At 34.2% G+C, this 23,620-nt stretch carries 24 protein-coding genes and 5 tRNA genes; 3 read left to right on the plus strand and 26 right to left on the minus strand.

Going from position 1 to position 23,620, the window contains the following annotated elements:
- Positions 1–15: 15 nt before the first annotated feature.
- The 16 genes from rpoB to rpsU all read right to left on the minus strand — a co-directional run bounded on the left by rpoB (position 16) and on the right by rpsU (position 10,606).
- Positions 16–3,828: a DNA-directed RNA polymerase subunit beta gene (rpoB, locus tag AAFN75_RS02295; protein WP_411808056.1), complete on the minus strand. Its 3,813-nt coding sequence runs from the start codon at positions 3,826–3,828 to the stop codon at positions 16–18.
- 193 nt (positions 3,829–4,021) lie between these two features.
- Positions 4,022–4,396, minus strand: coding sequence for a 50S ribosomal protein L7/L12 (gene rplL, locus AAFN75_RS02300; RefSeq protein ID WP_144116612.1), 375 nt, complete (start codon positions 4,394–4,396; stop codon positions 4,022–4,024).
- A gap of 65 nt (positions 4,397–4,461) precedes the next feature.
- On the minus strand, positions 4,462–4,983 hold the full coding sequence (rplJ, locus tag AAFN75_RS02305) for a 50S ribosomal protein L10 (RefSeq protein WP_144116613.1): 522 nt from the start codon (positions 4,981–4,983) through the stop codon (positions 4,462–4,464).
- Between the two features lie 21 nt (positions 4,984–5,004).
- Positions 5,005–5,694, minus strand: a complete 690-nt coding sequence (gene rplA / locus AAFN75_RS02310; protein ID WP_411808057.1) for a 50S ribosomal protein L1 — start codon at positions 5,692–5,694, stop codon at positions 5,005–5,007.
- A gap of 19 nt (positions 5,695–5,713) precedes the next feature.
- Positions 5,714–6,151 carry a 50S ribosomal protein L11 gene (rplK, locus tag AAFN75_RS02315; protein WP_144116615.1) on the minus strand — a complete coding sequence of 146 codons (438 nt, stop codon included), beginning with the start codon at positions 6,149–6,151 and terminating at the stop codon, positions 5,714–5,716.
- A 73-nt stretch (positions 6,152–6,224) separates the two neighbouring features.
- On the minus strand, positions 6,225–6,779 hold the full coding sequence (nusG, locus tag AAFN75_RS02320) for a transcription termination/antitermination protein NusG (protein WP_144116616.1): 555 nt from the start codon (positions 6,777–6,779) through the stop codon (positions 6,225–6,227).
- An 11-nt stretch (positions 6,780–6,790) separates the two neighbouring features.
- Positions 6,791–6,985: a preprotein translocase subunit SecE gene (gene secE, locus AAFN75_RS02325; protein ID WP_092851656.1), complete on the minus strand. Its 195-nt coding sequence runs from the start codon at positions 6,983–6,985 to the stop codon at positions 6,791–6,793.
- 51 nt (positions 6,986–7,036) lie between these two features.
- A tRNA-Trp gene (locus AAFN75_RS02330) sits at positions 7,037–7,109 on the minus strand.
- Positions 7,110–7,175: 66 nt separating this feature from the next.
- Positions 7,176–8,363, minus strand: coding sequence for an elongation factor Tu (gene tuf / locus AAFN75_RS02335; protein ID WP_144116617.1), 1,188 nt, complete (start codon positions 8,361–8,363; stop codon positions 7,176–7,178).
- Positions 8,364–8,433: 70 nt separating this feature from the next.
- Positions 8,434–8,505: transfer RNA gene (locus AAFN75_RS02340), tRNA-Thr, on the minus strand.
- Positions 8,506–8,595: 90 nt separating this feature from the next.
- A tRNA-Gly gene (locus AAFN75_RS02345) sits at positions 8,596–8,668 on the minus strand.
- 63 nt (positions 8,669–8,731) lie between these two features.
- Positions 8,732–8,813: transfer RNA gene (locus AAFN75_RS02350), tRNA-Tyr, on the minus strand.
- 32 nt (positions 8,814–8,845) lie between these two features.
- Positions 8,846–8,919: transfer RNA gene (locus AAFN75_RS02355), tRNA-Thr, on the minus strand.
- 111 nt (positions 8,920–9,030) lie between these two features.
- Positions 9,031–9,333, minus strand: coding sequence for a ribosome hibernation-promoting factor, HPF/YfiA family (hpf, locus tag AAFN75_RS02360; RefSeq protein WP_144116618.1), 303 nt, complete (start codon positions 9,331–9,333; stop codon positions 9,031–9,033).
- A 35-nt stretch (positions 9,334–9,368) separates the two neighbouring features.
- Positions 9,369–10,259 carry a tyrosine-type recombinase/integrase gene (locus AAFN75_RS02365; protein ID WP_411808058.1) on the minus strand — a complete coding sequence of 297 codons (891 nt, stop codon included), beginning with the start codon at positions 10,257–10,259 and terminating at the stop codon, positions 9,369–9,371.
- 152 nt (positions 10,260–10,411) lie between these two features.
- Positions 10,412–10,606 (minus strand): 30S ribosomal protein S21, encoded by a 195-nt coding sequence (gene rpsU, locus AAFN75_RS02370; protein ID WP_411808059.1) that lies wholly within the window; start codon positions 10,604–10,606, stop codon positions 10,412–10,414.
- Between the two features lie 224 nt (positions 10,607–10,830).
- Here rpsU and AAFN75_RS02375 point away from each other — a divergent pair, with 224 nt between their 5' ends.
- Positions 10,831–11,619, plus strand: a complete 789-nt coding sequence (locus AAFN75_RS02375) for a DUF6090 family protein (protein WP_411808060.1) — start codon at positions 10,831–10,833, stop codon at positions 11,617–11,619.
- 295 nt (positions 11,620–11,914) lie between these two features.
- Here AAFN75_RS02375 and AAFN75_RS02380 read toward each other — a convergent pair whose 3' ends face one another.
- The 6 genes from AAFN75_RS02380 to AAFN75_RS02405 all read right to left on the minus strand — a co-directional run bounded on the left by AAFN75_RS02380 (position 11,915) and on the right by AAFN75_RS02405 (position 18,478).
- Positions 11,915–13,081, minus strand: coding sequence for an acyl-CoA dehydrogenase family protein (locus AAFN75_RS02380; RefSeq protein WP_411808061.1), 1,167 nt, complete (start codon positions 13,079–13,081; stop codon positions 11,915–11,917).
- Positions 13,082–13,972: a ComEA family DNA-binding protein gene (locus AAFN75_RS02385; protein WP_411808062.1), complete on the minus strand. Its 891-nt coding sequence runs from the start codon at positions 13,970–13,972 to the stop codon at positions 13,082–13,084.
- 22 nt (positions 13,973–13,994) lie between these two features.
- Positions 13,995–15,695: an alanine/glycine:cation symporter family protein gene (locus AAFN75_RS02390; protein ID WP_411808063.1), complete on the minus strand. Its 1,701-nt coding sequence runs from the start codon at positions 15,693–15,695 to the stop codon at positions 13,995–13,997.
- Between the two features lie 107 nt (positions 15,696–15,802).
- On the minus strand, positions 15,803–16,822 hold the full coding sequence (locus AAFN75_RS02395) for a potassium channel family protein (RefSeq protein ID WP_411808064.1): 1,020 nt from the start codon (positions 16,820–16,822) through the stop codon (positions 15,803–15,805).
- Positions 16,819–17,046 (minus strand): PspC domain-containing protein, encoded by a 228-nt coding sequence (locus tag AAFN75_RS02400; RefSeq protein WP_348452284.1) that lies wholly within the window; start codon positions 17,044–17,046, stop codon positions 16,819–16,821. Before AAFN75_RS02400 ends, AAFN75_RS02395 begins: the two co-directional genes overlap by 4 nt.
- 160 nt (positions 17,047–17,206) lie before the next feature.
- Positions 17,207–18,478 carry a DUF2851 family protein gene (locus AAFN75_RS02405; RefSeq protein ID WP_411808065.1) on the minus strand — a complete coding sequence of 424 codons (1,272 nt, stop codon included), beginning with the start codon at positions 18,476–18,478 and terminating at the stop codon, positions 17,207–17,209.
- An 82-nt stretch (positions 18,479–18,560) separates the two neighbouring features.
- Between AAFN75_RS02405 and AAFN75_RS02410 the strand changes: the two genes are divergently transcribed.
- Positions 18,561–18,956: a DUF2721 domain-containing protein gene (locus AAFN75_RS02410; protein WP_092851640.1), complete on the plus strand. Its 396-nt coding sequence runs from the start codon at positions 18,561–18,563 to the stop codon at positions 18,954–18,956.
- 7 nt (positions 18,957–18,963) lie between these two features.
- On the opposite strand, the gene AAFN75_RS02415 is transcribed toward AAFN75_RS02410, so the two are convergent.
- Both AAFN75_RS02415 and AAFN75_RS02420 read right to left on the minus strand, forming a co-directional pair.
- On the minus strand, positions 18,964–19,797 hold the full coding sequence (locus AAFN75_RS02415) for a sterol desaturase family protein (RefSeq protein WP_411808066.1): 834 nt from the start codon (positions 19,795–19,797) through the stop codon (positions 18,964–18,966).
- A 25-nt stretch (positions 19,798–19,822) separates the two neighbouring features.
- Positions 19,823–20,314: a YkgJ family cysteine cluster protein gene (locus AAFN75_RS02420; RefSeq protein ID WP_411808067.1), complete on the minus strand. Its 492-nt coding sequence runs from the start codon at positions 20,312–20,314 to the stop codon at positions 19,823–19,825.
- Positions 20,315–20,436: 122 nt separating this feature from the next.
- Between AAFN75_RS02420 and AAFN75_RS02425 the strand changes: the two genes are divergently transcribed.
- Positions 20,437–21,135, plus strand: coding sequence for a class I SAM-dependent methyltransferase (locus tag AAFN75_RS02425; protein WP_411808068.1), 699 nt, complete (start codon positions 20,437–20,439; stop codon positions 21,133–21,135).
- Here the strand turns inward: AAFN75_RS02425 and AAFN75_RS02430 are convergent.
- Complete coding sequence (locus tag AAFN75_RS02430) at positions 21,132–21,515, minus strand: hypothetical protein (RefSeq protein WP_411808069.1); 384 nt, start codon at positions 21,513–21,515, stop codon at positions 21,132–21,134. The genes AAFN75_RS02425 and AAFN75_RS02430 overlap by 4 nt on opposite strands.
- Before the next feature lie 317 nt (positions 21,516–21,832).
- Positions 21,833–23,596, minus strand: coding sequence for a TonB-dependent receptor (locus AAFN75_RS02435; RefSeq protein WP_411808070.1), 1,764 nt, complete (start codon positions 23,594–23,596; stop codon positions 21,833–21,835).
- Between the last annotated feature and the right edge of the window lie 24 nt (positions 23,597–23,620).

Below are 23,620 nucleotides of genomic sequence, written 5' to 3' on the forward strand. Positions count from 1 at the left end.
AATTTAATTAATTAACTACTCCTCTAATCTGATGTCTAAACCTAAACCTTTCAATTCGTGCATAAGTACGTTGAATGATTCTGGTAAACCTGGATCTGGCATTGGCTCGCCTTTTACGATTGCTTCGTAAGTTTTAGCTCTACCAATTACATCATCAGATTTTACAGTTAAGATCTCGCGTAAAGTACTTGATGCTCCATAAGCCTCAAGTGCCCAAACTTCCATCTCACCAAAACGTTGACCACCAAACTGTGCTTTACCACCTAATGGTTGTTGTGTAATTAATGAGTAAGGTCCAATAGAACGTGCGTGCATTTTATCGTCTACCATGTGTCCTAATTTCAACATGTAAATCACACCAACTGTAGCCGGCTGATCAAAACGTGCACCTGTACCACCATCATATAAATATGTATGACCGTATCTTGGTATTCCTGCTTCATCAGTTAAAGCATTAATCTGATCGATATTAGCACCATCAAAAATTGGAGTTGCATACTTACGATCTAATTTTTGACCTGCCCAACCAAGAACAGTTTCATAAATTTGACCAATGTTCATACGAGACGGTACACCAAGCGGGTTAAGTACAATATCAACAGGCGTTCCATCTTCTAAGAAAGGCATATCTTCCTGACGAACAATACGTGCAACAATACCTTTGTTACCGTGGCGTCCTGCCATTTTATCACCTACTTTCAACTTACGTTTCTTAGCAATGTATACTTTAGCTAATTTGATAATTCCAGCTGGTAACTCATCACCTACAGAGATTGTAAATTTCTCGCGACGTAAAGCCCCTTGTAAATCGTTCTCTTTAATTTTGTAGTTATGAACTAAATCTGCGACTAACTTATTAGTATGCTCATCCGTTGTCCATTTACCTGACACTAAATGCGCATAATCATCAACAGCATTTAACATTTTAAGTGTAAACTTTTTACCTTTTGGTAATACCTCTTCACCTAAATCGTTAAAAATACCTTGAGCTGTTTTACCATTTACAATAGCAAATAGTTTTTCAACTAACACATCTTTTAACTCGTCAAACTTTCTATCGTATTGCGCTTCTAAAGCTAAGATATCATCTTTATCTTGTGCTCTTTTACGCTTATCTTTTACCGCTCTTGCGAATAATTTCTTTTCAATTACAACCCCATGTAATGAAGGCGAAGCTTTTAAAGATGCATCTTTAACATCTCCTGCTTTATCTCCAAAAATAGCACGTAATAATTTCTCTTCAGGAGTTGGATCAGATTCACCTTTTGGTGTAATCTTACCAATTAAGATATCGCCAGGCTTAACTTCGGCACCAACTCTAATCATTCCATACTCATCAAGGTCTTTTGTAGCCTCTTCAGAAACGTTAGGAATATCATTTGTTAATTCTTCGTTACCTAATTTAGTATCTCTTACATCAAGAGAATACTCATCAATATGAATCGATGTAAAGATATCTTCACGAACTACTTTTTCAGAAATTACAATCGCATCCTCAAAGTTATACCCTTTCCAAGGCATAAAGGCTACTTTCATATTTCTACCTAAAGCAAGTTCTCCTTTTTGTGTTGCATAACCTTCACATAAAACTTGTCCTTTAGTTACTTTATCACCTTTAACAACGATTGGTTTAAGGTTAATAGAAGTTCCTTGATTCGTTTTACGAAATTTTACTAATTGATATGTTTTAACATCAGAATCGAAACTTACTTTAGCTTCATCTTCAGTACGATCATATCTAATTTGAATTTCTTTTGCATCAACATAAAGCACTTCACCATTTCCTTCAGCATTAATTAATACTCTAGAATCTGATGCTACTTGACGCTCTAAACCTGTACCAACTATAGGAGCATCTACTCTTAATAAAGGAACAGCTTGACGCATCATATTAGATCCCATCAAGGCTCTATTCGCATCATCATGTTCTAAGAACGGAATTAACGAAGCCGATATAGATGAAATTTGGTTTGGTGCAACATCTGTATAATGCAGCTCATTAGGATCAATTACAGGGAAGTCACCTTCCATTCTTGCAATTACCTTATCATGTAAAATTTTACCGTTATCATCAACATTTATAGTTGCTTGAGCGATTAATTTATCTTCCTCCTCTTCTGCACTTAAATAAATTGGTTCGTTTTTAATATCTACAACACCATCTGTTACCTTTCTATAAGGTGTTTCGATGAATCCCATAGAATTCACTTTAGCAAATACTGAAAGTGAAGATATTAAACCAATATTTGGTCCCTCTGGTGTTTCAATTGGACAAAGTCTTCCGTAGTGTGTATAGTGAACATCACGAACCTCAAACCCTGCTCTTTCTCTAGATAAACCTCCTGGTCCAAGAGCTGATAAACGACGCTTATGCGTAATTTCAGCTAATGGATTGGTTTGATCCATAAATTGAGATAACTGGTTTGTTCCAAAGAAAGAATTAATTACAGACGATAATGTCTTAGCATTAATTAAATCGATAGGTGTAAATACCTCGTTATCACGAACGTTCATACGCTCACGAATAGTACGAGCCATACGCGCTAAACCAACACCAAATTGAGAAGATAATTGCTCTCCAACAGTACGTACACGACGGTTAGATAAGTGATCAATATCATCAATCTCTGCTTTAGAATTGATAAGCTCGATTAAATATTTTATAATAGTAATGATATCCTCTTTAGTAAGCACTTGCTTATCCATTCCGATATCTAAACCTAATTTTTTGTTCATTCTGTAACGACCTACCTCTCCTAAAGAGTAACGTTGGTCTGAGAAAAATAATTTATCTATAATTCCGCGTGCTGTTTCCTCATCTGGCGGCTCAGCATTACGTAATTGTCTATAGATATGTTCAACAGCCTCTTTTTCAGAGTTCGTTGGATCTTTTTGAAGCGTATTATGAATAATAGCATAATCTCCTTGCTCATTAGATTCTTTATGCAAAAGAATCGTTTTAACTTCTGCTTCAAGAATTTCTTCAATATTTTCTTTATCAAGAACCGTATCACGATCAAGCACAATTTCGTTACGCTCGATAGATACAACTTCTCCAGTATCTTCATCAACAAAATCCTCATGCCATGTATTTAATACACGAGCAGCTAATTTTCTTCCTAAGTATTTTTTTAATCCAGATTTTGAAACTTTAGCTTCCTCTGCTAAATCGAAAATCTCTAATATATCTTTATCACGCTCAAATCCAATTGCACGGAAAAGCGTAGTAACAGGTAATTTTTTCTTTCTATCAATGTATGCATACATCACCTGGTTGATGTCTGTAGCAAACTCAATCCAAGACCCTTTAAATGGAATAACCCTTGCTGAATATAATTTTGTTCCATTGGCATGGAAAGACTGACCGAAAAACACTCCTGGTGAACGGTGTAATTGAGATACTACTACACGCTCTGCACCATTAATACAAAACGTACCAGATGGTGTCATGTAAGGTATAGTTCCTAAGTACACATCTTGAACAATGGTTTCGAAATCTTCATGTTCAGGATCGGTACAATATAACTTTAACCTTGCCTTAAGCGGAACGCTATAGGTAAGTCCTCTTTCAATACACTCTTCAATGGCATATCTTGGTGGATCTACGAAGTAATCTAAAAATTCTAAAACGAATTGATTACGAGAATCAGTAATTGGAAAGTTTTCCATGAAGGTATTATAAAGACCTTCATCACCTCTTTCTTCAGATTTTGTCTCTAATTGGAAAAAATCCTGAAAGGATTTTATCTGAATATCCAAGAAGTCTGGATAATCTGTCTTATTTACAATAGACGAGAAATTTAATCTTTCAGCTTGTGTTGATAACATCAATGGACGGAATTTTGATTAAAAAATAGTGATAGTGCTTTTAAACACTAGTTAAACATTAAATTATGTATCCATAGTTTAACGCGATTTTGCAATTAATTTTTGCTATATCATTATATACGCAAAATGGTCTAGGTGTTATCCCGCTAGAAGCGGGATATACCTAAACCTTTGTATTATTGAGTAGTAAAGCTTACTTAAGCTCAACCTCAGCTCCAGCCTCTTCTAAAGATGCTTTTAATGCTTCAGCTTCATCTTTAGTAACACCTTCTTTGATTGCACTTGGTGCATCATCCACTAAACCTTTAGCTTCTTTTAATCCTAAACCAGTTAATTCTTTAACTAATTTTACTACAGCTAGTTTAGAACCACCTGCCGCTTTTAAGATTACATCAAATTCAGTTTGCTCTTCAGCAGCTTCTCCACCACCAGCACCAGCAGCAGCAACAGCAACAGCTGCAGCAGCAGGCTCGATACCATACTCATCTTTTAATATAGTTGCTAACTCATTTACTTCTTTTACAGTAAGGTTAACTAATTGTTCTGCGAAATCTTTTAAATCTGCCATTTTTCTATCGTTTTAATAATTTTGTAATAATAATATAATTGTAATAAAGTGCGTACTGTTTAATACTATTCTGATCTCTCAGAAAGTGTTTTGATAAGTCCAGCTATAGTTCCTCCGCCTGATTTAAGTGCAGAAATAACGTTTTTAGCAGGCGATTGTAATAATCCAACAATCTCTCCTATTAACTCTTCTTTAGACTTAATATCAACTAACATGTCTAACTGATCATCGCCAATATAAACTGCTTCCTCAATAAAAGCTCCTTTTAATAAAGGCTTCTCTGATTTTTTACGGAAGGTTTTAATTAACTTAGCCGGTGCATTACCTGTTTCAGAATACATCACAGATGTATTTCCTTTTAATACTGAAGCAAGGTCTCCAAAATCTCTATCTGAAGCTTCCATTGCTTTTTCAAGTAATGTGTTCTTAACAACTGCCATTTGCACGTTTGCTTTGTAAGCAGCACGACGCAAGTTAGAAGTAGTTCCAGCATTTAATCCTGAAATATCTGCTAAATAGATATTTGAGTTATTAGCTAATTCTGCAGTTAATTCCTCAATTACTTGTGATTTTTCTTCTCTAGTCATAATTTGAAAGTTTTAACTTAATTAACCAATTTTAGGATCAATAGCTATACTAGGGCTCATTGTAGAAGACATAAATATGCTTTTTACATAAACACCTTTAGCGGTTGTCGGTTTCAGTTTCATTAATGTTGTTAATAATTCATTTGCGTTACCCGCAATTTTATCAGCACTGAATGATGCTTTACCAATAGCAGCGTGTACAATACCTGTTTTATCAACCTTAAAGTCAATTTTACCAGCTTTTACTTCGCTAACTGCTTTAGCAACATCCATAGTTACTGTTCCTGTTTTAGGGTTAGGCATTAAACCACGAGGACCTAATACACGTCCTAAAGGACCTAATTTACCCATAACACTTGGCATCGTAACGATAACGTCTACATCTGTCCAACCACCTTTAATTTTATCAAGGTACTCATCTAAACCAACGTAATCCGCTCCTGCTTCTTTAGCTTCCGCTTCTTTGTCTGGTGTTACTAATGCTAATACTTTCATGTCTTTACCAGTTCCGTGCGGTAATGAAACCACCCCCCTAACCATTTGATTAGCTTTACGAGGATCTACTCCTAAACGTACTGCTAAATCAACTGATGCGTCGAACTTAGTATTGGTAATTTCTTTAATTAAAGTTGAAGCTTCGTTTAAAGAATATACTTTACCTTTTTCAATTTTTGCTAAAGCCTCTTTTTGCTTTTTTGTTAATCTTGCCATTTTTTAATGCTTTAATAGATTAAGAAGGGAATTGCCCTGTTACGGTTATACCCATCGATCTTGCTGTACCAGCTACCATTTTCATAGCAGACTCGATAGTAAATGCGTTTAAATCTACCATTTTGTCTTCTGCGATGGTTTTAACCTGATCCCAAGATACTTTAGCTACTTTTTTTCGGTTTGGCTCTCCAGACCCCTTCTTCACCTTTGCAGCTTCTAATAATTGAACTGCTGCTGGTGGAGTTTTAATTACAAAGTCAAATGATTTGTCTTTGTAAACAGATATAACAACTGGTAATACTTTACCTGCTTTATCTTGGGTTCTGGCATTGAATTGCTTACAGAACTCCATGATGTTAACACCTGCAGCTCCTAAAGCGGGTCCAACCGGTGGCGATGGATTCGCAGCACCTCCCCGAACTTGTAACTTAACTACTTTACCTAATTCTTTTGCCATTTTTAATAATTTAATTTTTTGATGTTATCTTTCTTTTGGAAGCGAAAGACTCATCTATCGTAATGTAACACTATTATACTTTTTCAACTTGCATATAACTTAATTCTAATGGTGTTTTTCTCCCGAAAATCTTAACCATAACTTCAAGTTTACGCTTTTCTTCATTAATTTTCTCAATAGTTCCATCAAACCCGTTGAAAGGACCATCAATAACTTTTACTGTTTCTCCTTTAGTAAAAGGAATTGCAACATTTGCACTTTCTTCAACTGAAAGCTCATCAACCTTACCTAACATTCTGTTAACTTCAGATTGTCTTAATGGCACAGGATCTCCACCTTTAGTCTCCCCTAAAAAACCAATTACATTAGTAACCGATCTAATAATATGAGGAACCTCTCCAGTTAAGTTAGCTTGAACCATAATATATCCAGGAAAGAATGTTTTTTCTTTCTGAATTTTTTTTCCGTTACGGATTTGAATCACTTTTTCTGTAGGCACAAGTACTTGATCAACATAATCTTCTAAACCTAAACGAGCAATTTCATTCTCGATATAAGTTTTGATCTTGTTTTCCTGACCACTTACTGCACGAACAACGTACCATTTTTTTTCACTTACTTCAGACATAAATTCTCTTTTTAACTAATCGATTGAAAGTAAGCTGTTATAACTTTACTAAAAACTGTATCCACACCCCAAATAGCAAGTGAAAATATAATAGAGAATACAGCTACCAAGATTGTTAAACTCTGCGCTTCAGCCCAAGTAGGCCATGACACATTATTTTTTAACTCTCCGAATGATTCTTTAATATAGTTTACTAATCCAGCCATGACGTTATTTTATTTTTAATCTAAATTGAAATGTTACTCAATTTTTTGTTGCACGGGCGGAGAGACTCGAACTCCCGACACCTGGTTTTGGAGACCAGTGCTCTACCAACTGAGCTACGCCCGTAAATACAAGTCAAGGTATTCCAAATAAACGGAATACCTTAACTTATAATATTTATTTAAACTTGTATTAGTCTAATATTTCAGTTACCTGACCAGCACCAACAGTTCTACCACCTTCACGTATAGCGAAACGTAGACCTATGTTCATTGCAATTGGTTGAATTAACTCAACAGTAATAGTTAAGTTATCTCCAGGCATAACCATTTCAACACCATCAGGAAGCGCAATGTTTCCAGTTACGTCAGTTGTACGTACGTAGAACTGTGGACGGTAGTTGTTATGGAATGGAGTGTGACGTCCACCTTCTTCTTTTTTAAGAATATAAACCTCAGCTTTAAATTTAGCGTGTGGAGTTACAGAACCTGGTTTAGTAATTACCATACCTCTAGAGATTTGAGATTTCTCAATACCTCTTAATAAGATACCAGCGTTATCACCAGCTTCACCTCTATCTAATATTTGACGGAACATTTCAATTCCAGTAATAGTAGAAGTTAATTTCTCAGCTCCCATACCAATAATTTCTACAGGATCTCCGGTGTTAGCAACACCAGTTTCAATACGACCAGTTGCAACAGTACCACGACCAGTAATAGAGAATACATCCTCGATAGGCATTAAGAAAGGCTTATCCATATCACGTACAGGCTCTTCAATCCAATCATCACAAGCTTGCATTAATTCTAATACAGTATCAACCCATTTTTGCTCACCGTTAAGTGCTCCTAAAGCAGAACCTGAAACTACAGGACCATTATCACCATCGTACTCATAGAAAGATAATAAATCTCTAACTTCCATGTCTACTAATTCTAATAGCTCTTCATCATCCACCATATCAACTTTGTTTAAGAAAACAACGATACGAGGAATACCTACTTGACGACCTAATAAGATGTGCTCACGAGTTTGTGGCATAGGACCATCAGTTGCAGCAACTACTAAAATAGCTCCATCCATCTGTGCAGCACCTGTTACCATGTTCTTTACGTAATCGGCGTGACCTGGACAGTCAACGTGTGCGTAATGACGATTTGCTGTTTGATATTCTACGTGTGAAGTATTAATTGTAATACCTCTTTCTTTTTCTTCTGGTGCGTTATCAATTTGATCAAATGATCTCGCTTCCGAATAACCTGCATCAGCTAATACTTTAGTAATAGCAGCAGTTAAAGTTGTTTTACCGTGATCTACGTGTCCAATTGTACCAATATTTAAGTGTGGTTTTGAACGATCGAAAGTTGCCTTTGCCATGTTTTTAAATAATTTTAATCTTAGTTATATAATAATATTAGTGTAATCTACTTTTTTTTACTCTTAATAGAGCCAATGACGAGAATTGAACTCGTGACCTCTTCCTTACCAAGGAAACGCTCTACCCCTGAGCTACACCGGCGTAAAGTTTTTATTTCCTATTCTTCCAAAACAATCATTTATATATTGCGATCTATGAAAGAAGAGATTCCTGCCTTCGCAGGAATTTTAGAGCGAGAGACCGGGTTCGAACCGGCGACATTCAGCTTGGAAGGCTGACGCTCTACCAACTGAGCTACTCTCGCAATTTTAGATAAACTTACGCTTATCAAACTTCAATATTTCAAGAAAAATAACAAAAAAAGTTGTGGGGAGAGCAGGATTCGAACCTGCGAAGACGTAGTCAGCAGATTTACAGTCTGCCCTCGTTGGCCGCTTGAGTATCTCCCCAATTAACTTTATTTCAATATTTTAAGAACTTGAGCCGATGGAGGGACTCGAACCCACGACCTGCTGATTACAAATCAGCTGCTCTAGCCAGCTGAGCTACATCGGCTTTTCAAGAATTTTTTTACTAAAAAACCACATAAAAAAAGCCCGCTATTTCTAACGGACTGCAAATGTATAGATTTTTTACATTATTCAAAACATTTTTTAATAAATTTTATTATAAATGTGCTCTTAATTTTTCTTTTCGCTTTTTTAACTGCCTTTCTAGAGACGCAACTGCCATATCTGCGCCCTCTTCGAACGTTTTACATTGCTTCTTTACAACGAAGCTATCACCGGGTACACTTACTTTTGCTTCAAATATTTTATTTTCTTTATCACTTGTGTTTTCTAATTTTAAAAAAACTTCCGATTTGATAACTTTATCATAGAACAAATCTAATTTATCCATTCGTTGTTGAATAAAGTCTATCAATTTTTGATCTGCATTGAAATTTACTGATTGGGTGTTTACTTTCATACTCGTTTTTTTTGGTTAGACAATAACTTTAAATTCTATTTTTTACTTCTTGGGTGTGCATTAATATGCACTTTTTTCAATTCGGCTATACTATTATGAGTATACACTTGTGTGGAAGCTAAACTGGAATGTCCTAGAAGTTCTTTAACAGCATTTAAATCGGCACCTTGATTTAACAAATGAGTAGCGAAGGAGTGCCTAAGTATATGTGGACTCTTCTTTACTTTTGAAGATGCCAAACTAAAATACTCATTTATTATTCTGTAAACAAGTGTTTCGTATATTTTAACGCCTTTTTTTGTTAAAAATAGCTGCTGGCCATCTATAATGCTATCTAGACTTTTTCTAAAACTTAAATAAATTTCTGCGGTTTGCACTACAGACTTTAATAACGGCACAAGACGTTCTTTATTTCTTTTACCTAATACTTTTAACGTATTATTATGTAAATCTAAACTGCTTAGCTTTAGCTCTACCAACTCTATCCTTCTTATACCTGTAGAATAAAACAATTCGATAATAAATTTATTCCTTACGCTCTCAAAATCGTTTGCCGAGTTTAAATAGTCTAAAACATATTCTATTTCGGCCTCAGAAAATGGCACTTGTATTTTTTTACTTGTTTTTAATGCTTTATGTTTTGATAGCGGGTTTAATTCTATATCGCCAGTTTTTAACAGAAATTTATAAAAGGTGTTTAATGCGGATACTTTTCGGTTTATAGTGCGGTTAGATATTCCTTTTTCTACTAAGGTTACAATCCAATTTCTTATTTGTGGGTAATTGACCTGTTTTATAGAACTTGAATCGTATTCGTTTTTTATAAATTCTAAAAACTCATTTAAATCGTTTTGGTAGGCGTTTACTGTTAACTTGGAATAGTTTTTTTCTAATAGTAGATAATCTGTAAATTGATTGAAGGGCATTGTTGGTTGTTGGTTGTTGGTTGTTGGTTGTTGGTTGTTGGTTGTTGGTTGTTGGTTAAATGTACTAAAGTTTTATTTAAATTGATTTTAAAACAAAAAAAATCCTACTAGTTTTAACTAATAGGATTTTAAATTATTACTTTTAAGGTAACTTAGATATTTTCTGCATCTCTTAAACTTTGAATGTATTGTGCTTTTTTTATAAGCGCTCTACGTTCAACAGAGGGTTTAGTGAACTGCTTACGTTCTTGCAACTGATTATTAACCGTTGTTCTAACAAACTTACGCTTGTAACGTTTTAGCGCTCTCTCTATATTTTCTCCTTCTTTTACTTGAATTTTTAACATAGTGTCTTAACCTCCTCTCTTTTAGAATTTTCAGGATGCAAATATAAAAAGTAATTTAGAATTTGCAATTGTTTTGTATTGGTATTTTTTTGGGTAGTTTTATAGAACACTCCTTTGACTTTGTCAGAGAAAAACGATAACTTCGTTAAAGGCTTGATAAAAAACATAGAAAACGATTTTTTAACAGTTAAACATTGTGCTTTACTATAATCAACTTATAACCAATGATAAAAATCTTTAGAAAAATTCGTCAAAACTTACTTATTAAAAGTAAAACTGGAAAGTATTTTAAATATGCCATTGGGGAAATTATTCTAGTAGTTATTGGAATTTTGATTGCATTGCAAATTAATAACTGGAATGAAAATAGATTAACAAACAAAGCAGTTAAAACCTATTTAAATAATTTAATACAAGATTTACAAACAGACCAAATAAAATTAAATTCAATGTATAAGTGGCATAGCTTTAAACACTATTCTATGCAATATCTTATAGATATGGAAGGCACAAACAGCTATGACCCTGTTGCTGATGATAAAAATGACATTCCACAATTCCAACCTAACCATATCTGGAATGCAGAAATACCAAAAATTCATAATAAAGAATTCATTCAACTAACTTATAAATGTTCACATAAAGATGGGATATACCCCCCGAATAAATATACTTTAGATGAACTAAAAAGTACCGGAATGTACTCTAATATTAACCCCAAATTAAAAAACGAAATTGGACGATATGGCTTTATTTGGGAGAATGATTTTAATGGTAATGTGGAAAAATTAGCGCTGGATTGGCAAGCATCTATAGCTGAAGATGGGTTTATTACGACTGACATTTATAAATTGACAGACCCAATTAGCATATTAAAAAATAATACTAAAAGAATTGGCTTAATGAAGCGGATGATAAGAGAATCTGGTTGGGTTGTATTAAGTACTATTAAATTAAAAACAATGAATAAAGAATTAATACAACTATTAGAAAAAGAAATAACTAGCTTATAAATTGAACTATCCTTAAGTAAACCAATTAACGAACATCTCCAAAAATTAAACATCTTTTCGATTTAATAACAGAAGCTAGTAAAAAAAGTGCGTTAGGGATTGCAGGGAAAATCCTTTTTAAAATTGACTATAACTAAATTGGCTTTAAAGTAAATAATTAATAGATAGTCACTTTGCTAACTCCAAGCTTTAAGCTTTAAAAAGATTGCAACGGAAAGCCCGACCCTTTTCGGGTAACGCCCAACTTCTCGATACCATTTGGATAAACCATTTAAGTTACTAGAAGTGACTACAATTATGTTGCTGGCTTATACTCTTTTTTATCAATTATAATTTTAGCTAAAATTTCGCGCAGTATCTCGGAAGTTCCGCCACCTATTGGCCCTAGCCTACTATCGCGCAGGAGTCTTGCCATTGGATATTCTTCCATGTAACCGTAACCGCCTAAAAATTGCAGGCATTGGTAAATAACCTCGTCGGCCATTTTGGTTGATTTTAATTTAGACATTGTAGCCTCTTTTACAACGTACTCGCCATTGTTTAACCTTGCGGCTATGGTGTAGTTAAAGATTTTGTTTACCTCTAGATCTGAATATAAATCTGCGATGCTGTGGCGTAAGGCTTGAAATTTATCGATAGTTCTACCAAATGCTTGGCGTTCGCTCATGTATTTTAGTGCGTACTCTAGCGCAAATTCTGCACGTGCATGGGCATTTATTCCCATTATTAAACGTTCTAAAGAGAAGTGCTGCATGATGTATGAAAAGCCTTTATCCGCTTCGCCCATAAGGTTTTGGATAGGTACTTTTACATTATCGAAAGCTATTTCGCCGGTATCTGATGCGCGCCAACCTAGTTTATCTAGTTTTGTAGCAGATACTCCTGCCATATCGCGATCTAGTACAAATATACTTATTCCTTTATTACCTAGTTCTGGTGTTGTTTTGGCTGCTACTATTAAATAATCGCTTAAAACACCGTTGGTAATAAATGTTTTTGAGCCATTAATTACGTAATGATCGCCTTGCTTTACTGCTGTTGTGCGCATTCCTGCTACATCGCTTCCACCAAAGGGTTCGGTTATACACAGACAGCCTATTTTATCTCCTGCAATACTTGGCGCTAAATACTTTTGTTTGACGGCCTCATCACCTTCGGCATTTAAATGCGTCATGGCTAAATAAACATGTGCCCAAATTGCTGCGGCAAAACCGCCCGAGTTTATTTTTTGAAGTTCTTCGAGTAGAATAACAGTGTAGAATAAATCTAAATTCATGCCTCCGTAGGCTTCTGGATAATTAATACCAAAAAAACCCATATCGCCAAATTTCTTCCAGATAAATCTGTCGATTATACCTGTTTGCTCCCATTTTTCGATATGCGGAACCACTTCTTTTTGTAAAAAATCTTGAAGGCTTTTTCTAAAAAGATTGTGTTCTTCGCTGAAGTACATGCTATTCATTTATTTTTCTTTTTCGAAGTGCAAATATAATTCAATTATCTTGATTTTATTTATAGGGAAGTCTTTTACTTTTTTTAATTGATTTATAGAATTAAACCCTTCCATTAATATACGCTGCTCAATAATATTGTGGGCTACATCATAATCTATATGCGGAATGGTTACCAACTCATCTACCGTGGCAATATTTATTTTGAGTTTTTTAATTGCTTTTGGTGTTTTTACTGTAAACTGGTTAGTTATGTTTTGAATAACTTCTGGCGTTAATCCATAAACATCATGAAGTTGAATATCGGCAATAAAACCGCCAACAGATTTATTTCGATATTTAATAATACGATCTGAAAACACCTTACCTACTCCATTTACTTTTTGAAGTTGTTGGGCTGTTGCCGAATTTAAATCTTGTTTTTGTGAATAGGTTTTTGGTTTATTACTATAACTATTTGAAGTGTTAGTGCTGGCGTTATATTTTGGCTTAGGATTGGTAATCCATTCTGGGAATTTAAAAAAAGGCGCTAAAGTAGTTAATAATGAATCTGAAACTTTTGTAACCTCTTGAAACTGCTTGGTAGAGTTAATCCATTTGTTTTGTTTTCTGAACGCCAATAGCCTATCTATTTCCTGGCTACTCATACCTAATGAAGCGCCTTTAAAATCTGTTATATAATTAGGATTGAATGGGTATATTTTGGGTTTCTTAGCTTCTAACTCAACTTGTTTTAGCGAATCTATTTCTTTGATGAAATTTGCTAATTCTAATTTATTAACTTCAATATCGTCTGATTGAAAACTAATAAAAAAATAAGCGCATTGGCATATTACTATAAGAATAAGCAATAAAAAAATCCCATTTCGTTGTTTTTTAGAAAACGTAAAATGGGATTTCATATATTTTAATTTTAATATTTAACTACGAATCTATCGCTTCCTTTTTAAGGTTGATAGCATCTAAGTAACGTTTTAATTGTTTTTTAACCACTGGGAATAATAAGAACAATCCAACCATATTTGGGAAAATCATAGCAAATATCATTGCATCAGAGAATGACCAAATAGAGTTCATACTTGCTGCTGCCCCAATTACTACAAATGTTAAGAATAATATTTTATAAACTAAATCTGCTACTTTACCTCTGCCGAATAAGAATTTCCAAGATTGTAATCCGTAATACGACCACGAGATCATAGTTGATACTGCAAACAACACTACAGCAATAGTTAAGAATACATTAGAATACGGTATATATTGCGCAAAAGCTTGAGATGTTATTCCGGCTCCTTCATAAGGTAAACCATCAATGTAAATAGCTCCAGAACCATCACCTCCGTACTCGAAGAAACCGCCTAGATTAAAAATAACGATAACTAAAGCCGTCATAGTACAAATTACCACCGTATCGATAAAAGGCTCTAATAAAGCCACTAAACCTTCGGAAGCAGAATACTTAGTTCTTACTGCGGAATGCGCAATAGATGCCGAACCTGCACCAGCCTCGTTAGAAAAGGCAGCACGTTGAAATCCTACTAATAAAACACCTATTAAAGAACCAACTCCAAATGCTGTAGGGTTGAAAGCTTCTTTAATAATTAGGCTAACAGCATCATCAATTAAAGTAAAATTACTTAGAATGATATATATACATGCTACAATATACATAATAGCCATAAAAGGCACTACTTTTTCTGTTACCTGAGCGATACGTTTAATACCACCTATAATTATTACACCGACTAAAACAGCCAATACAAGCCCTACAATAGCTCCTGCAGCGGTACTTTGCCAGTTGAATAATTCTTTAATTACAATTGTTGCTTGATTAGATTGTGCTGCATTACCACCACCAAAAGAACCACCAATACAGAATATTGCAAAAATACCTGCTGCAATTTTCCCTATAGTTTTAAAGCCTTTTGCTTTAAGTCCTTTGCTTATGTAATACATTGGACCACCGTAAACGGTTCCGTCTTCGCCAACATCTCTATATTGCACACCTAAGGTACACTCTACAAATTTTGTTGACATTCCTAGTAATCCACAAACTATCATCCAAAATGTAGCTCCAGGACCACCAAGGGCAATAGCTAAGGCGACACCTGCAATATTACCATTACCAACAGTACCAGAAACAGCTGTTGCTAAGGCCTGAAAATGCGATACTTCACCTTCTGAACTTTCATCACGAATAGTATCTACTATATCTCCGTCTACCGCTAAATCATCTTCAACACTTATTAAATGCTCTTCTATATCGACATTCGATAAATCTTGACCTTGAGCAATACCGCCTTCCCCGTAAAGTTCTTTAGCACCATGCTTTTCTATATCTTCATATTTTCCTCTTACTGTACTAATAGCAGTCCAGAAATATCTAATGTTAGGAAATCCAAAATAAATTGTGAAGAATAAAGCACTTCCTACTAAAAGGACTAAAACAAAAGGAATGGTATATACATCGTCTTGATATATAGGAAAGAAAATGACATCTGTAAAAAATTGTGCTACTGGAGCAAAAGCTTGGTCTATTTTTTCATCAAGACCTAATTCTTCTTCTTGGGCAAAAGTTAAAATTGGAATTATTAATGTTAATATTGAAAGAAGATATTTCTTCATAAGGTAGTTGTTAGTTAATTTTTTATTGAAAGATTCTTATTAAAGATAAGCAAGATGCTAAAAAAAATTGATTTTTTAAAACAATGGTTGTTAAAAAAGCAAATACACTAATCGATATCGTATTCATTATTAAGCGCTTCAATCTGTTCTGGGCGCCCTAGAACAATTACTTTAGAGTTACGCGCTAATGCCATATCTGCCTCAGGATTAACTACATATTCACCATTCTCATCTTTATAACCAATAACGGTACAGCCTGTTTTTCTTCTAAGATCTAAATCTTTTATTGTTCTTGGCTTATTAGAATCATAAAACTTCTCTACAGCAATTTCCTCTATGTTAATCCCCGACTTTCCTACAATAGATAGGTTATCGATAAATTCCATTAAACCAGGAACCACTACTAAAGATGCCATATGGTCGCCACCAATTTTGTCTGGTAATATCACATTATTAGCACCAGCAAATTTTAGTTTATTGTAAGACGACTCGTTTGAAGCACGACTAATAATGTTTATATTACTATTTAACTGTCGTGTAGAAAGCACCACAAATAAGTTATCGGCATCGTTTGGAAGCGCAGATATAAAACAAGATGCTCTATCTACTCCTGCCATAACAAGTACTTCATCTTCATTAGCATTTCCAATTACATAAGGTACATCGTCGAGCTGTAAACGCTCCTCCAACTCTTTATCTTTTTCAATAACAATAAACTCTTTATCGTGAGCCTTAAGTTTTACGGCTGCCTGCCTACCGTTTCTACCGTAACCACAAATAACAATGTGATTTTTAAAACCATCCATCTTTTTTTGCATCTTCTTCTGTTTTAATTCTACTACATCATTTTTACTTAAAATGTATTCGGTAATTACAGATAAAGCGTAACCCACTATAACTACACTAGCCAAAATTAAGAATATTGTAAAAATCTTTGATTGATCATCTAAAGGAACCACCTCGCCAAAACCTACGGTTGTCATGGTTATAACGGTCATGTAAAATGCATCGACTAGCGAATAGCCAGAAATCATTACATAACCAAAAACACCAATAAGCATAATAACAACCAGTAGAAAAACGGCTGTGTAAATTTTTGTTCTAAAAAACTTAATTAGTGGATTCATAAATCAAAAACCGATGAACGTTTAGTATATACTAAATCCTTAATACGCATCCAAAAGGCTAAAAACATATATAAGGCAAAACCAAAACCTACGGTTACGAAAGTTATATACATAAATGATGTTCTAACCACTTTGGCTCGAATACCAAAACGATCGGCAATACGTTGGCAAACGTAGTAGCCATGTTTCTGAAAAAACAATAATGGTTTATAGATATTGTTCATGCTGCAATTTAATACTAACTTTTTTAGTTTAAAAGTTTATACCGGAAATTGTTCTAGTTTTGGTATTAAAATCGAAATCTTAAATTATATCGCGCCATTTTAGTAATTCGCCTAAAAATGAAAGGGTAGTTTTTATATATTCCTAAAACAATATTACAATTTAGTCATTAATAAGTGCATTTCCTATGGCACATTGTAAACATTTATGCTTATTGCAATACTCAGTTTTTAGTTGAATTAAGGCTTGAGAATCAATAGATGATTTGGACACTTTTTTTAAAGCATTAAACGCATTTACAATACTATTTTTTTCTGAAGCTAATAGTGATGCTATTTCTAAAATTTCGGAATCTACTTCTTGACCTTTTTGTTTAGCGTAACTAAATTTAATAGGTAGAATAGTATTTATAAGTAATAAATCTATAAAGGACTTTGACAGCGTTTTCGTTGACGCTTTAGATTCCTTTTGAAAGGTATAATGGGTTTTCCAAAACTCTGAGGTAGACACTTTAAAAAGTTTATAAAAATCCTCTAATGCATTTCCTTCGATAAGTTTAGAAAACAAATTTTGATGTGTAGCGTACAAACTTGCCAATTGCGACAGCCTTATAGTTGGAAAGTTTGGTGGGCGTAATCTAAAAAACTGAATGGGCAACACATTAGAATTAATCAGCTTGAATTTTACTTTTAAAAACTCATACTCTTTTTCTAGTAACGAATAGTATGCGTTTTCAACATCTTGGTTTAATAATCCTGCTTGCCCAAATAACAAAGCCTCTAAAGCTTGATGGTTGGATTGCGTTTTTCTAACAATAGAGAAATCTATAGATTGGGCTAAACTAAAAAAGGAGTCGCCGTTAACTTTTAACCCAAAGTTTTTAGTTAGCATTTTAAATAGTACGGCCTCCCAATCGTTATTTGATGCTTGTAGTAGAGATTCGATGGTTTCAGATTTTCGTTCTAAGCGTTCAAAATACAAACGTTCTAGCCAATTATTTAATACAAAATCATCAGTAGAACCAAAATCATTTTCGCAGTTAATCCATTTATTATCTTTAGCAAACAGTCTTTTATAATTATTTAATAAAGCTTCATCTATAACATCTTTTAAAACAAGTGTGGGTATGGGGGTATTATTGTTTCTAAATACTTCGGTATCATCTTCCCAAACCACGTGCAGAATAACATTATCGTAAGCCGGATCTTGCTCATGGTTATGCAAAAACCAATCTGATGCTTTTATGTGAATCTCAACATTACCAGCCCAGAGCTGCTCTCCTATTTTAAGTTTAGCATTAAAAAAATCTGATCCCGAATTAAAATTATGTCGGCCTACAGAAGTCACTACAACAGGCTCGCCAGCCGTAGTTTTTAAATTATTAATTTGAATTTTTTTATGTTTCCAAATGTAGTGTAGAAAGTCTTCTCGCATACTGAAAGATAAAATACCGATTTAAATATACCAAATTCAAATTGGTTATTTATAATTTAGCATAATTAAAAGATGATACGCCATGGAACAATTAACGCTCACTACACCTGCTCTTTTATTTTCGGCAATTTCCTTAATCATGTTAGCCTATACCAACAGGTTTATTGCCTACACAGCAGCTATAAGAGATTTGTATGATAAGTATCAAAAAAATCATGATAAGCGTTTTTACAAACAAATTAGGAATATTAAACACAGATTATACCTTACTAGATACATGCAAATTTTAGGCATTACCAGTTTATTGTTTTGTGTATTAACTATGTTTTTAATTTACATACAACAAAACACCATCGCTGTTTGGATTTTTGGCTTAGCGTTATTACTACTTATTGCTTCACTTTCCCTTTTAATTGTAGAAATTCAAATTTCTGCAAAAGCTTGGGAAGAACATATTAGCGATATTGAAAATGACTAATAAAAACCTACTGCTTAACGTCTTCCGATTTTTGATATTTTAAAAAAGGTTGTTTTAATAAATGGGTAATGGTTCCGTTTTGCTTTTCGTTTGGAAAAACATCAATCCCATAAATAATCTTATCGGTATCTAACTCTTTATAGGTTCCAAAAAGTCTATCCCAAACCGAAAAAATATTTCCGTAGTTAGAATCTGTGTACGGCATTTTATAATGATGATGCACTTTATGCATATCTGGGGAAACAATAACGTAGCTAAGTAATTTATCTACCTTTTTTGGCAGTTGAATATTAGCATGATTAAACTGCGTTGCCACTACTGACAATGACTGATATAATAACACCAAACCAATTGGTGTACCCACTATAAAAATTCCGGCTAGTGTAAACACATACCGAATAACACTTTCCAGAGGATGGTGTCTATTGGCTGTTGTAGTATCTACATTATGATCGGAATGATGCACCAAATGTACCATCCATAGTGGTTTTACTTTATGCTCTATTAAATGCGGTAAATAAGCACCAATGCAATCTATTAAAAACACCCCAAGAATACCATATAACCAAACAGGTATTTCTGGTAACCAATTTAGAATACCAAAATTATTAGCCATAACCCAATCTGACGATTTTAAAAATAAAAAGGCTAAAGGTAAATTAACAAGAATAGTGGTTAAGGTGAAAAATATATTAGGAACAGCATGTTTCCATTTTTTATATTTAAATCCTATTAAAGGAATAACACCTTCTAAAATCCAAAAAAGAGTTAAACCTCCAATAATAATTAATGCTCTGTGGTGGGTTGGAATGGTTTCGAAATAGTTTAAAATAGCTTCCAAATATTTATTTTTTTTTCTAAATATACTACTTTATTCTTTTCTTCATTTCTTCTACTATATTAAAAGCTGCAGGACAAACGGCCACATTCTTTAAAGTGAGATTAGATATTTGCTGAAACTTTTTTCTATCGGTGTGTGGAAATTCTCTACATGCTTTAGGGCGTACATCGTAAATAGAACAGTAATTATCGGCGCCTAAAAAGGTACAAGGCACCGTTTGCAAAACATAATCATTATCCTCATCGACACGTAAAAACTGGCTAATAAATTGCTGCGTTTTCATTTTAAAATACCTAGCAATTCTATCTACATCTTTATCTGTAAAAAGTGGACCAGTAGTTTTACAACAGTTTGCACAGGCTAAACAATCGGTACGTGTAAATTCCTCATCATGCAAATCTTGCATGATATAGTCTAAATTTTTAGGCGCCTTCTTTTTTAGCTTGGTAAAGAATTTTTTATTCTCGTTATGTTTATCTTTGGCCAGCTTTGGAAGATTGTTAATAATGTCTTGCATGGCGCAAAAATAGTGTTTTTTATCATTATTTCGCTTTCGCGGAAATGAAATGAGATTAGCCTTATTTAAAGAAATTAATAAAAGATTCCCTCCTTCGAGGGAATGATAAAATAGCGATATTGATGAAAGACCTTTTCGGGAGTGCATTATTAGATTACCAAAACGGGAATTATACTGAAGACATTATGACTTCAACTAATATTTCTGAAGAAGATGTTTTGCCACTTCCGTATTTATTTAGAGACTTTAAAGACATGCCTGCATTAGAGCAAAAAGCTTTAAAACTTAGCAAAGGATTGGTTTTAGATGTAGGTTGTGGCTCTGGAATTCATAGCTTATACTTACAGAAAAAAGGCTTTAAGGTTAAAGCTATCGATGTATCGAAAGGTGCCATTGAAGTTGCTAAACAACGTGGTGTTTTAAATGCGGAAGTCTTACCGCTTTTAAACGAACAGAACGGGTTTGATACCATTTTACTTTTAATGAATGGTACCGGTATTTTTCAAGAATTAACTCAGGTATCTAAATACTTAGCGCATTTAAAAAGTCTATTAAATACTAACGGACAAATTTTAATTGACTCTTCGGATATTAAATACATGTACGAAGACGAAGATGGTGGCTATTGGATGGATATGAATTCCGGTTACTACGGTGAATTGGACTATTTTTTGAGTTATAAGGGCGAAGAAGAAGCACCTATGAAATGGTTATATTTAGATTTTGAAACCTTAAAACTGGCTTGCGAAACTCTAGATCTTAAATGCGAATTGGTATTAGAAGGTGAGCATTTTGATTATTTGGCTAGAATTACGGCTTAGTTAACATCTTTTACAAAGTAATGCGCTGTTGTGCCTTGGCCATAAACAAAGGTGTTTTTATTTAGCTTAACTATTTGCTCTGACACAGTACCGAAAGGATATACCATTTCTATAAAAAATACACCTTCTATTAGTTTTATGTTTACCGCAGCTTGATCGTTTTTAACTAGTCGTCCTATTTCTGTGTGTTCTGCTTTTGGTGGTAAGTTTAATTCTTCTAGAACCTCTACAAAACCCGCGTCTTGGTTAAACCAAAACCTGTAGGTTTTGTTAGTATTGAGGGCTTTTAATTTCCATTGGCCGGCTAATGTGCTTTTAACACTATCTATACTTTGTCCGCATTCTAAATTTTGAGAGAATGCATTTATGGATAGAAACAACGCTATGACGACTAAATTTTTAATAACCTGATGTTTTTAATAACACTACAAAACTAGTTAAATTTTAGCTACTGTTTTTACTATAAGATTGCTTGAGCTTAATGACCTTGGTGCAAGCCCGCGTTAAGGATTGCAGTGGAAAGCCCACAGCCCGACATAGGAGGTGCGAGGACTTGCAACGGAAAGCCTGACCTTTTGCGATCCTACAAGGTTTTAAAAATCTTGTAGGTATGAGCAACAGGTAACGCCCAAGTATTTATTATTAAATTTATGATGATTTTAGTTTTCATTCATGAGATTCCTCCCTTCGCAGGAATTTAAAAATCAAACTTATAAGTAGCTCCTGCTAAAAACTGAATGCTTTGTACCGGGAAATTCTGCCATTTTTGGTAGGCGTTATTTGCCATATTATTGGCCTTTGCAAATACCGAAAGTTGCTCGTTAATATGATAACCCACGTGTGCGTTGGCATCGAAAAAACTATCTAAAGTTACAGTTAAAGGCTCGCTATTAGTTATTCCATCGTTTACAAAATATTGGTCCTTACGCTCTCCTGTGTAATATAGATTTGCTCCTGCAAACCAATTTTCGTCTATCTGATAATCGATAAATAGTGAGCTTTTTATGTCTGGCAAATTCCAAGCTTCGTCTTGGTTATCGGTGGTATAAGAGAAATATTCTGCTTTTAAACCTAATTTGAAATTACGGTTTACATCGACGTTAATTTCACCAGCTACACCAAAGGTATCGATGTTATCGTATACAATACCAAAGGAGTTTCCGTAGGTGTACTCTTGATTTGTTGCTGTAATGTCGTTGTTTCTATACAAGGCCCTATTCCTATCGGACACATAACGACCGCTTACATTATAACTCATATTGCTAGAAAGCTTCCCTTTTAAACCAATGTATGCATTGTATAACCGATCGGTTGGTGCGATTGCTAATGTTGGTGATACAAATGGATTTTGGCTTGCAAAACCGTAATACGAATTAATAATTAAATCTCCTTTTACGCCTGCATAAGCAATTACAACATCGTTAACTACGCGGTAGGTTGCCGAAACATTTGGATAAAAATAAAGGTTATTATCGCCAGAGGCTTTGTCGTTTAAATAGTTTAAAGATACCCCTATATTAACGGTTAAATCGTCTTGCTTTAATTGGTAAGTTGGTGTTAAGCCCACTTGAAAGTTACCATAGTCGATGGCGTTTGTGCCATCATAATTTGTATCGAAAGCACCACCTAGATAGTCTATTTTAAAATCGGTAGATATTTCGATATCTCGTATGGGCACATCTACTTTTGCTTTGGCTGTAAATCTGTTTTCGCCAGAGCCTTGGTTGTCTGAAAAGCGTCTAAAAAAGGTACTTCCAGAGTTAATGTATGTATCTTCGAAGGTGACATCGCCTCCAAAATGCGCATTAAAAAATGAATGGCCTCCGTCCATATTATCGGATTTAGCTTGAGCGATATGTGATTGAGGTACACCATACCAATTGTATAATTGATGTTGGAAACCAGCCTCGGCTTTCCATGATAAATCTCTTAACTGACTTGAGTAATTGATGTTAATTTTTGAATCGGAGAAATTATTATCGAATTCCACATCCTCTATTCCTGTTGCAGAAGAGTGATGACTTACATAACCGCCAATATTTTCGTTGCGACTTAGTGCTTGATTTAAATACACCTCGCCCAAAATAGTGGTATAACTCCCCACGCCCAAAGTAGCATAATTGTCGTATAATTTTGTTGGTGCACGTTTTTCTACAACGGCCGCTTTACCTTTTGCCGGCGTAAATGTAGAGGCCACAGGGAACGAAAATATATTGTACTTAATATCCTTTTTTGTTTGGGTAGTTTCATCGTCTAGAGACGGCACTTCCTTTACCTTAAACGCATCTGAAATTGTTGGCACATAGGGTTTAACAACATCTATTACACCTGTATTTATGGTATCGTTTTCAGTTCTTTGAGCAAACCCAAAAGTGATACTTAAAAAAAGAACAACGGTTAATATATATTTAATTTGCTTACGCATACGTATAGATTTTTTTTGATTTACGATTGATGACATGCTTAGGTAGTTTTAAGCATAACA

Origin of the sequence: Algibacter sp. AS12 (assembly GCF_046736315.1) — a bacterium.
In the GTDB taxonomy this organism is placed as follows: Bacteria; Bacteroidota; Bacteroidia; order Flavobacteriales; family Flavobacteriaceae; genus Algibacter_B; species Algibacter_B amylolyticus.

Bases quoted from the DNA above. Each gene is read 5' to 3' on its own strand.
- rpoB (WP_411808056.1), bottom strand. From the start codon at position 3,828: ATGTTATCAACACAAGCTGAAAGATTAAATTTCTCGTCTATTGTAAAT.
- rplL (WP_144116612.1), bottom strand. From the start codon at position 4,396: ATGGCAGATTTAAAAGATTTCGCAGAACAATTAGTTAACCTTACTGTA.
- rplJ (WP_144116613.1), bottom strand. From the start codon at position 4,983: ATGACTAGAGAAGAAAAATCACAAGTAATTGAGGAATTAACTGCAGAA.
- rplA (WP_411808057.1), bottom strand. From the start codon at position 5,694: ATGGCAAGATTAACAAAAAAGCAAAAAGAGGCTTTAGCAAAAATTGAA.
- rplK (WP_144116615.1), bottom strand. From the start codon at position 6,151: ATGGCAAAAGAATTAGGTAAAGTAGTTAAGTTACAAGTTCGGGGAGGT.
- nusG (WP_144116616.1), bottom strand. From the start codon at position 6,779: ATGTCTGAAGTAAGTGAAAAAAAATGGTACGTTGTTCGTGCAGTAAGT.
- secE (WP_092851656.1), bottom strand. From the start codon at position 6,985: ATGGCTGGATTAGTAAACTATATTAAAGAATCATTCGGAGAGTTAAAA.
- tuf (WP_144116617.1), bottom strand. From the start codon at position 8,363: ATGGCAAAGGCAACTTTCGATCGTTCAAAACCACACTTAAATATTGGT.
- hpf (WP_144116618.1), bottom strand. From the start codon at position 9,333: ATGAAAGTAAACACCCAATCAGTAAATTTCAATGCAGATCAAAAATTG.
- AAFN75_RS02365 (WP_411808058.1), bottom strand. From the start codon at position 10,259: ATGCCCTTCAATCAATTTACAGATTATCTACTATTAGAAAAAAACTAT.
- rpsU (WP_411808059.1), bottom strand. From the start codon at position 10,606: ATGTTAAAAATTCAAGTAAAAGAAGGAGAAAATATAGAGAGAGCGCTA.
- AAFN75_RS02375 (WP_411808060.1), top strand. From the start codon at position 10,831: ATGATAAAAATCTTTAGAAAAATTCGTCAAAACTTACTTATTAAAAGT.
- AAFN75_RS02380 (WP_411808061.1), bottom strand. From the start codon at position 13,081: ATGAATAGCATGTACTTCAGCGAAGAACACAATCTTTTTAGAAAAAGC.
- AAFN75_RS02385 (WP_411808062.1), bottom strand. From the start codon at position 13,972: ATGAAATCCCATTTTACGTTTTCTAAAAAACAACGAAATGGGATTTTT.
- AAFN75_RS02390 (WP_411808063.1), bottom strand. From the start codon at position 15,695: ATGAAGAAATATCTTCTTTCAATATTAACATTAATAATTCCAATTTTA.
- AAFN75_RS02395 (WP_411808064.1), bottom strand. From the start codon at position 16,822: ATGAATCCACTAATTAAGTTTTTTAGAACAAAAATTTACACAGCCGTT.
- AAFN75_RS02400 (WP_348452284.1), bottom strand. From the start codon at position 17,046: ATGAACAATATCTATAAACCATTATTGTTTTTTCAGAAACATGGCTAC.
- AAFN75_RS02405 (WP_411808065.1), bottom strand. From the start codon at position 18,478: ATGCGAGAAGACTTTCTACACTACATTTGGAAACATAAAAAAATTCAA.
- AAFN75_RS02410 (WP_092851640.1), top strand. From the start codon at position 18,561: ATGGAACAATTAACGCTCACTACACCTGCTCTTTTATTTTCGGCAATT.
- AAFN75_RS02420 (WP_411808067.1), bottom strand. From the start codon at position 20,314: ATGCAAGACATTATTAACAATCTTCCAAAGCTGGCCAAAGATAAACAT.
- AAFN75_RS02425 (WP_411808068.1), top strand. From the start codon at position 20,437: ATGAAAGACCTTTTCGGGAGTGCATTATTAGATTACCAAAACGGGAAT.
- AAFN75_RS02435 (WP_411808070.1), bottom strand. From the start codon at position 23,596: ATGTCATCAATCGTAAATCAAAAAAAATCTATACGTATGCGTAAGCAA.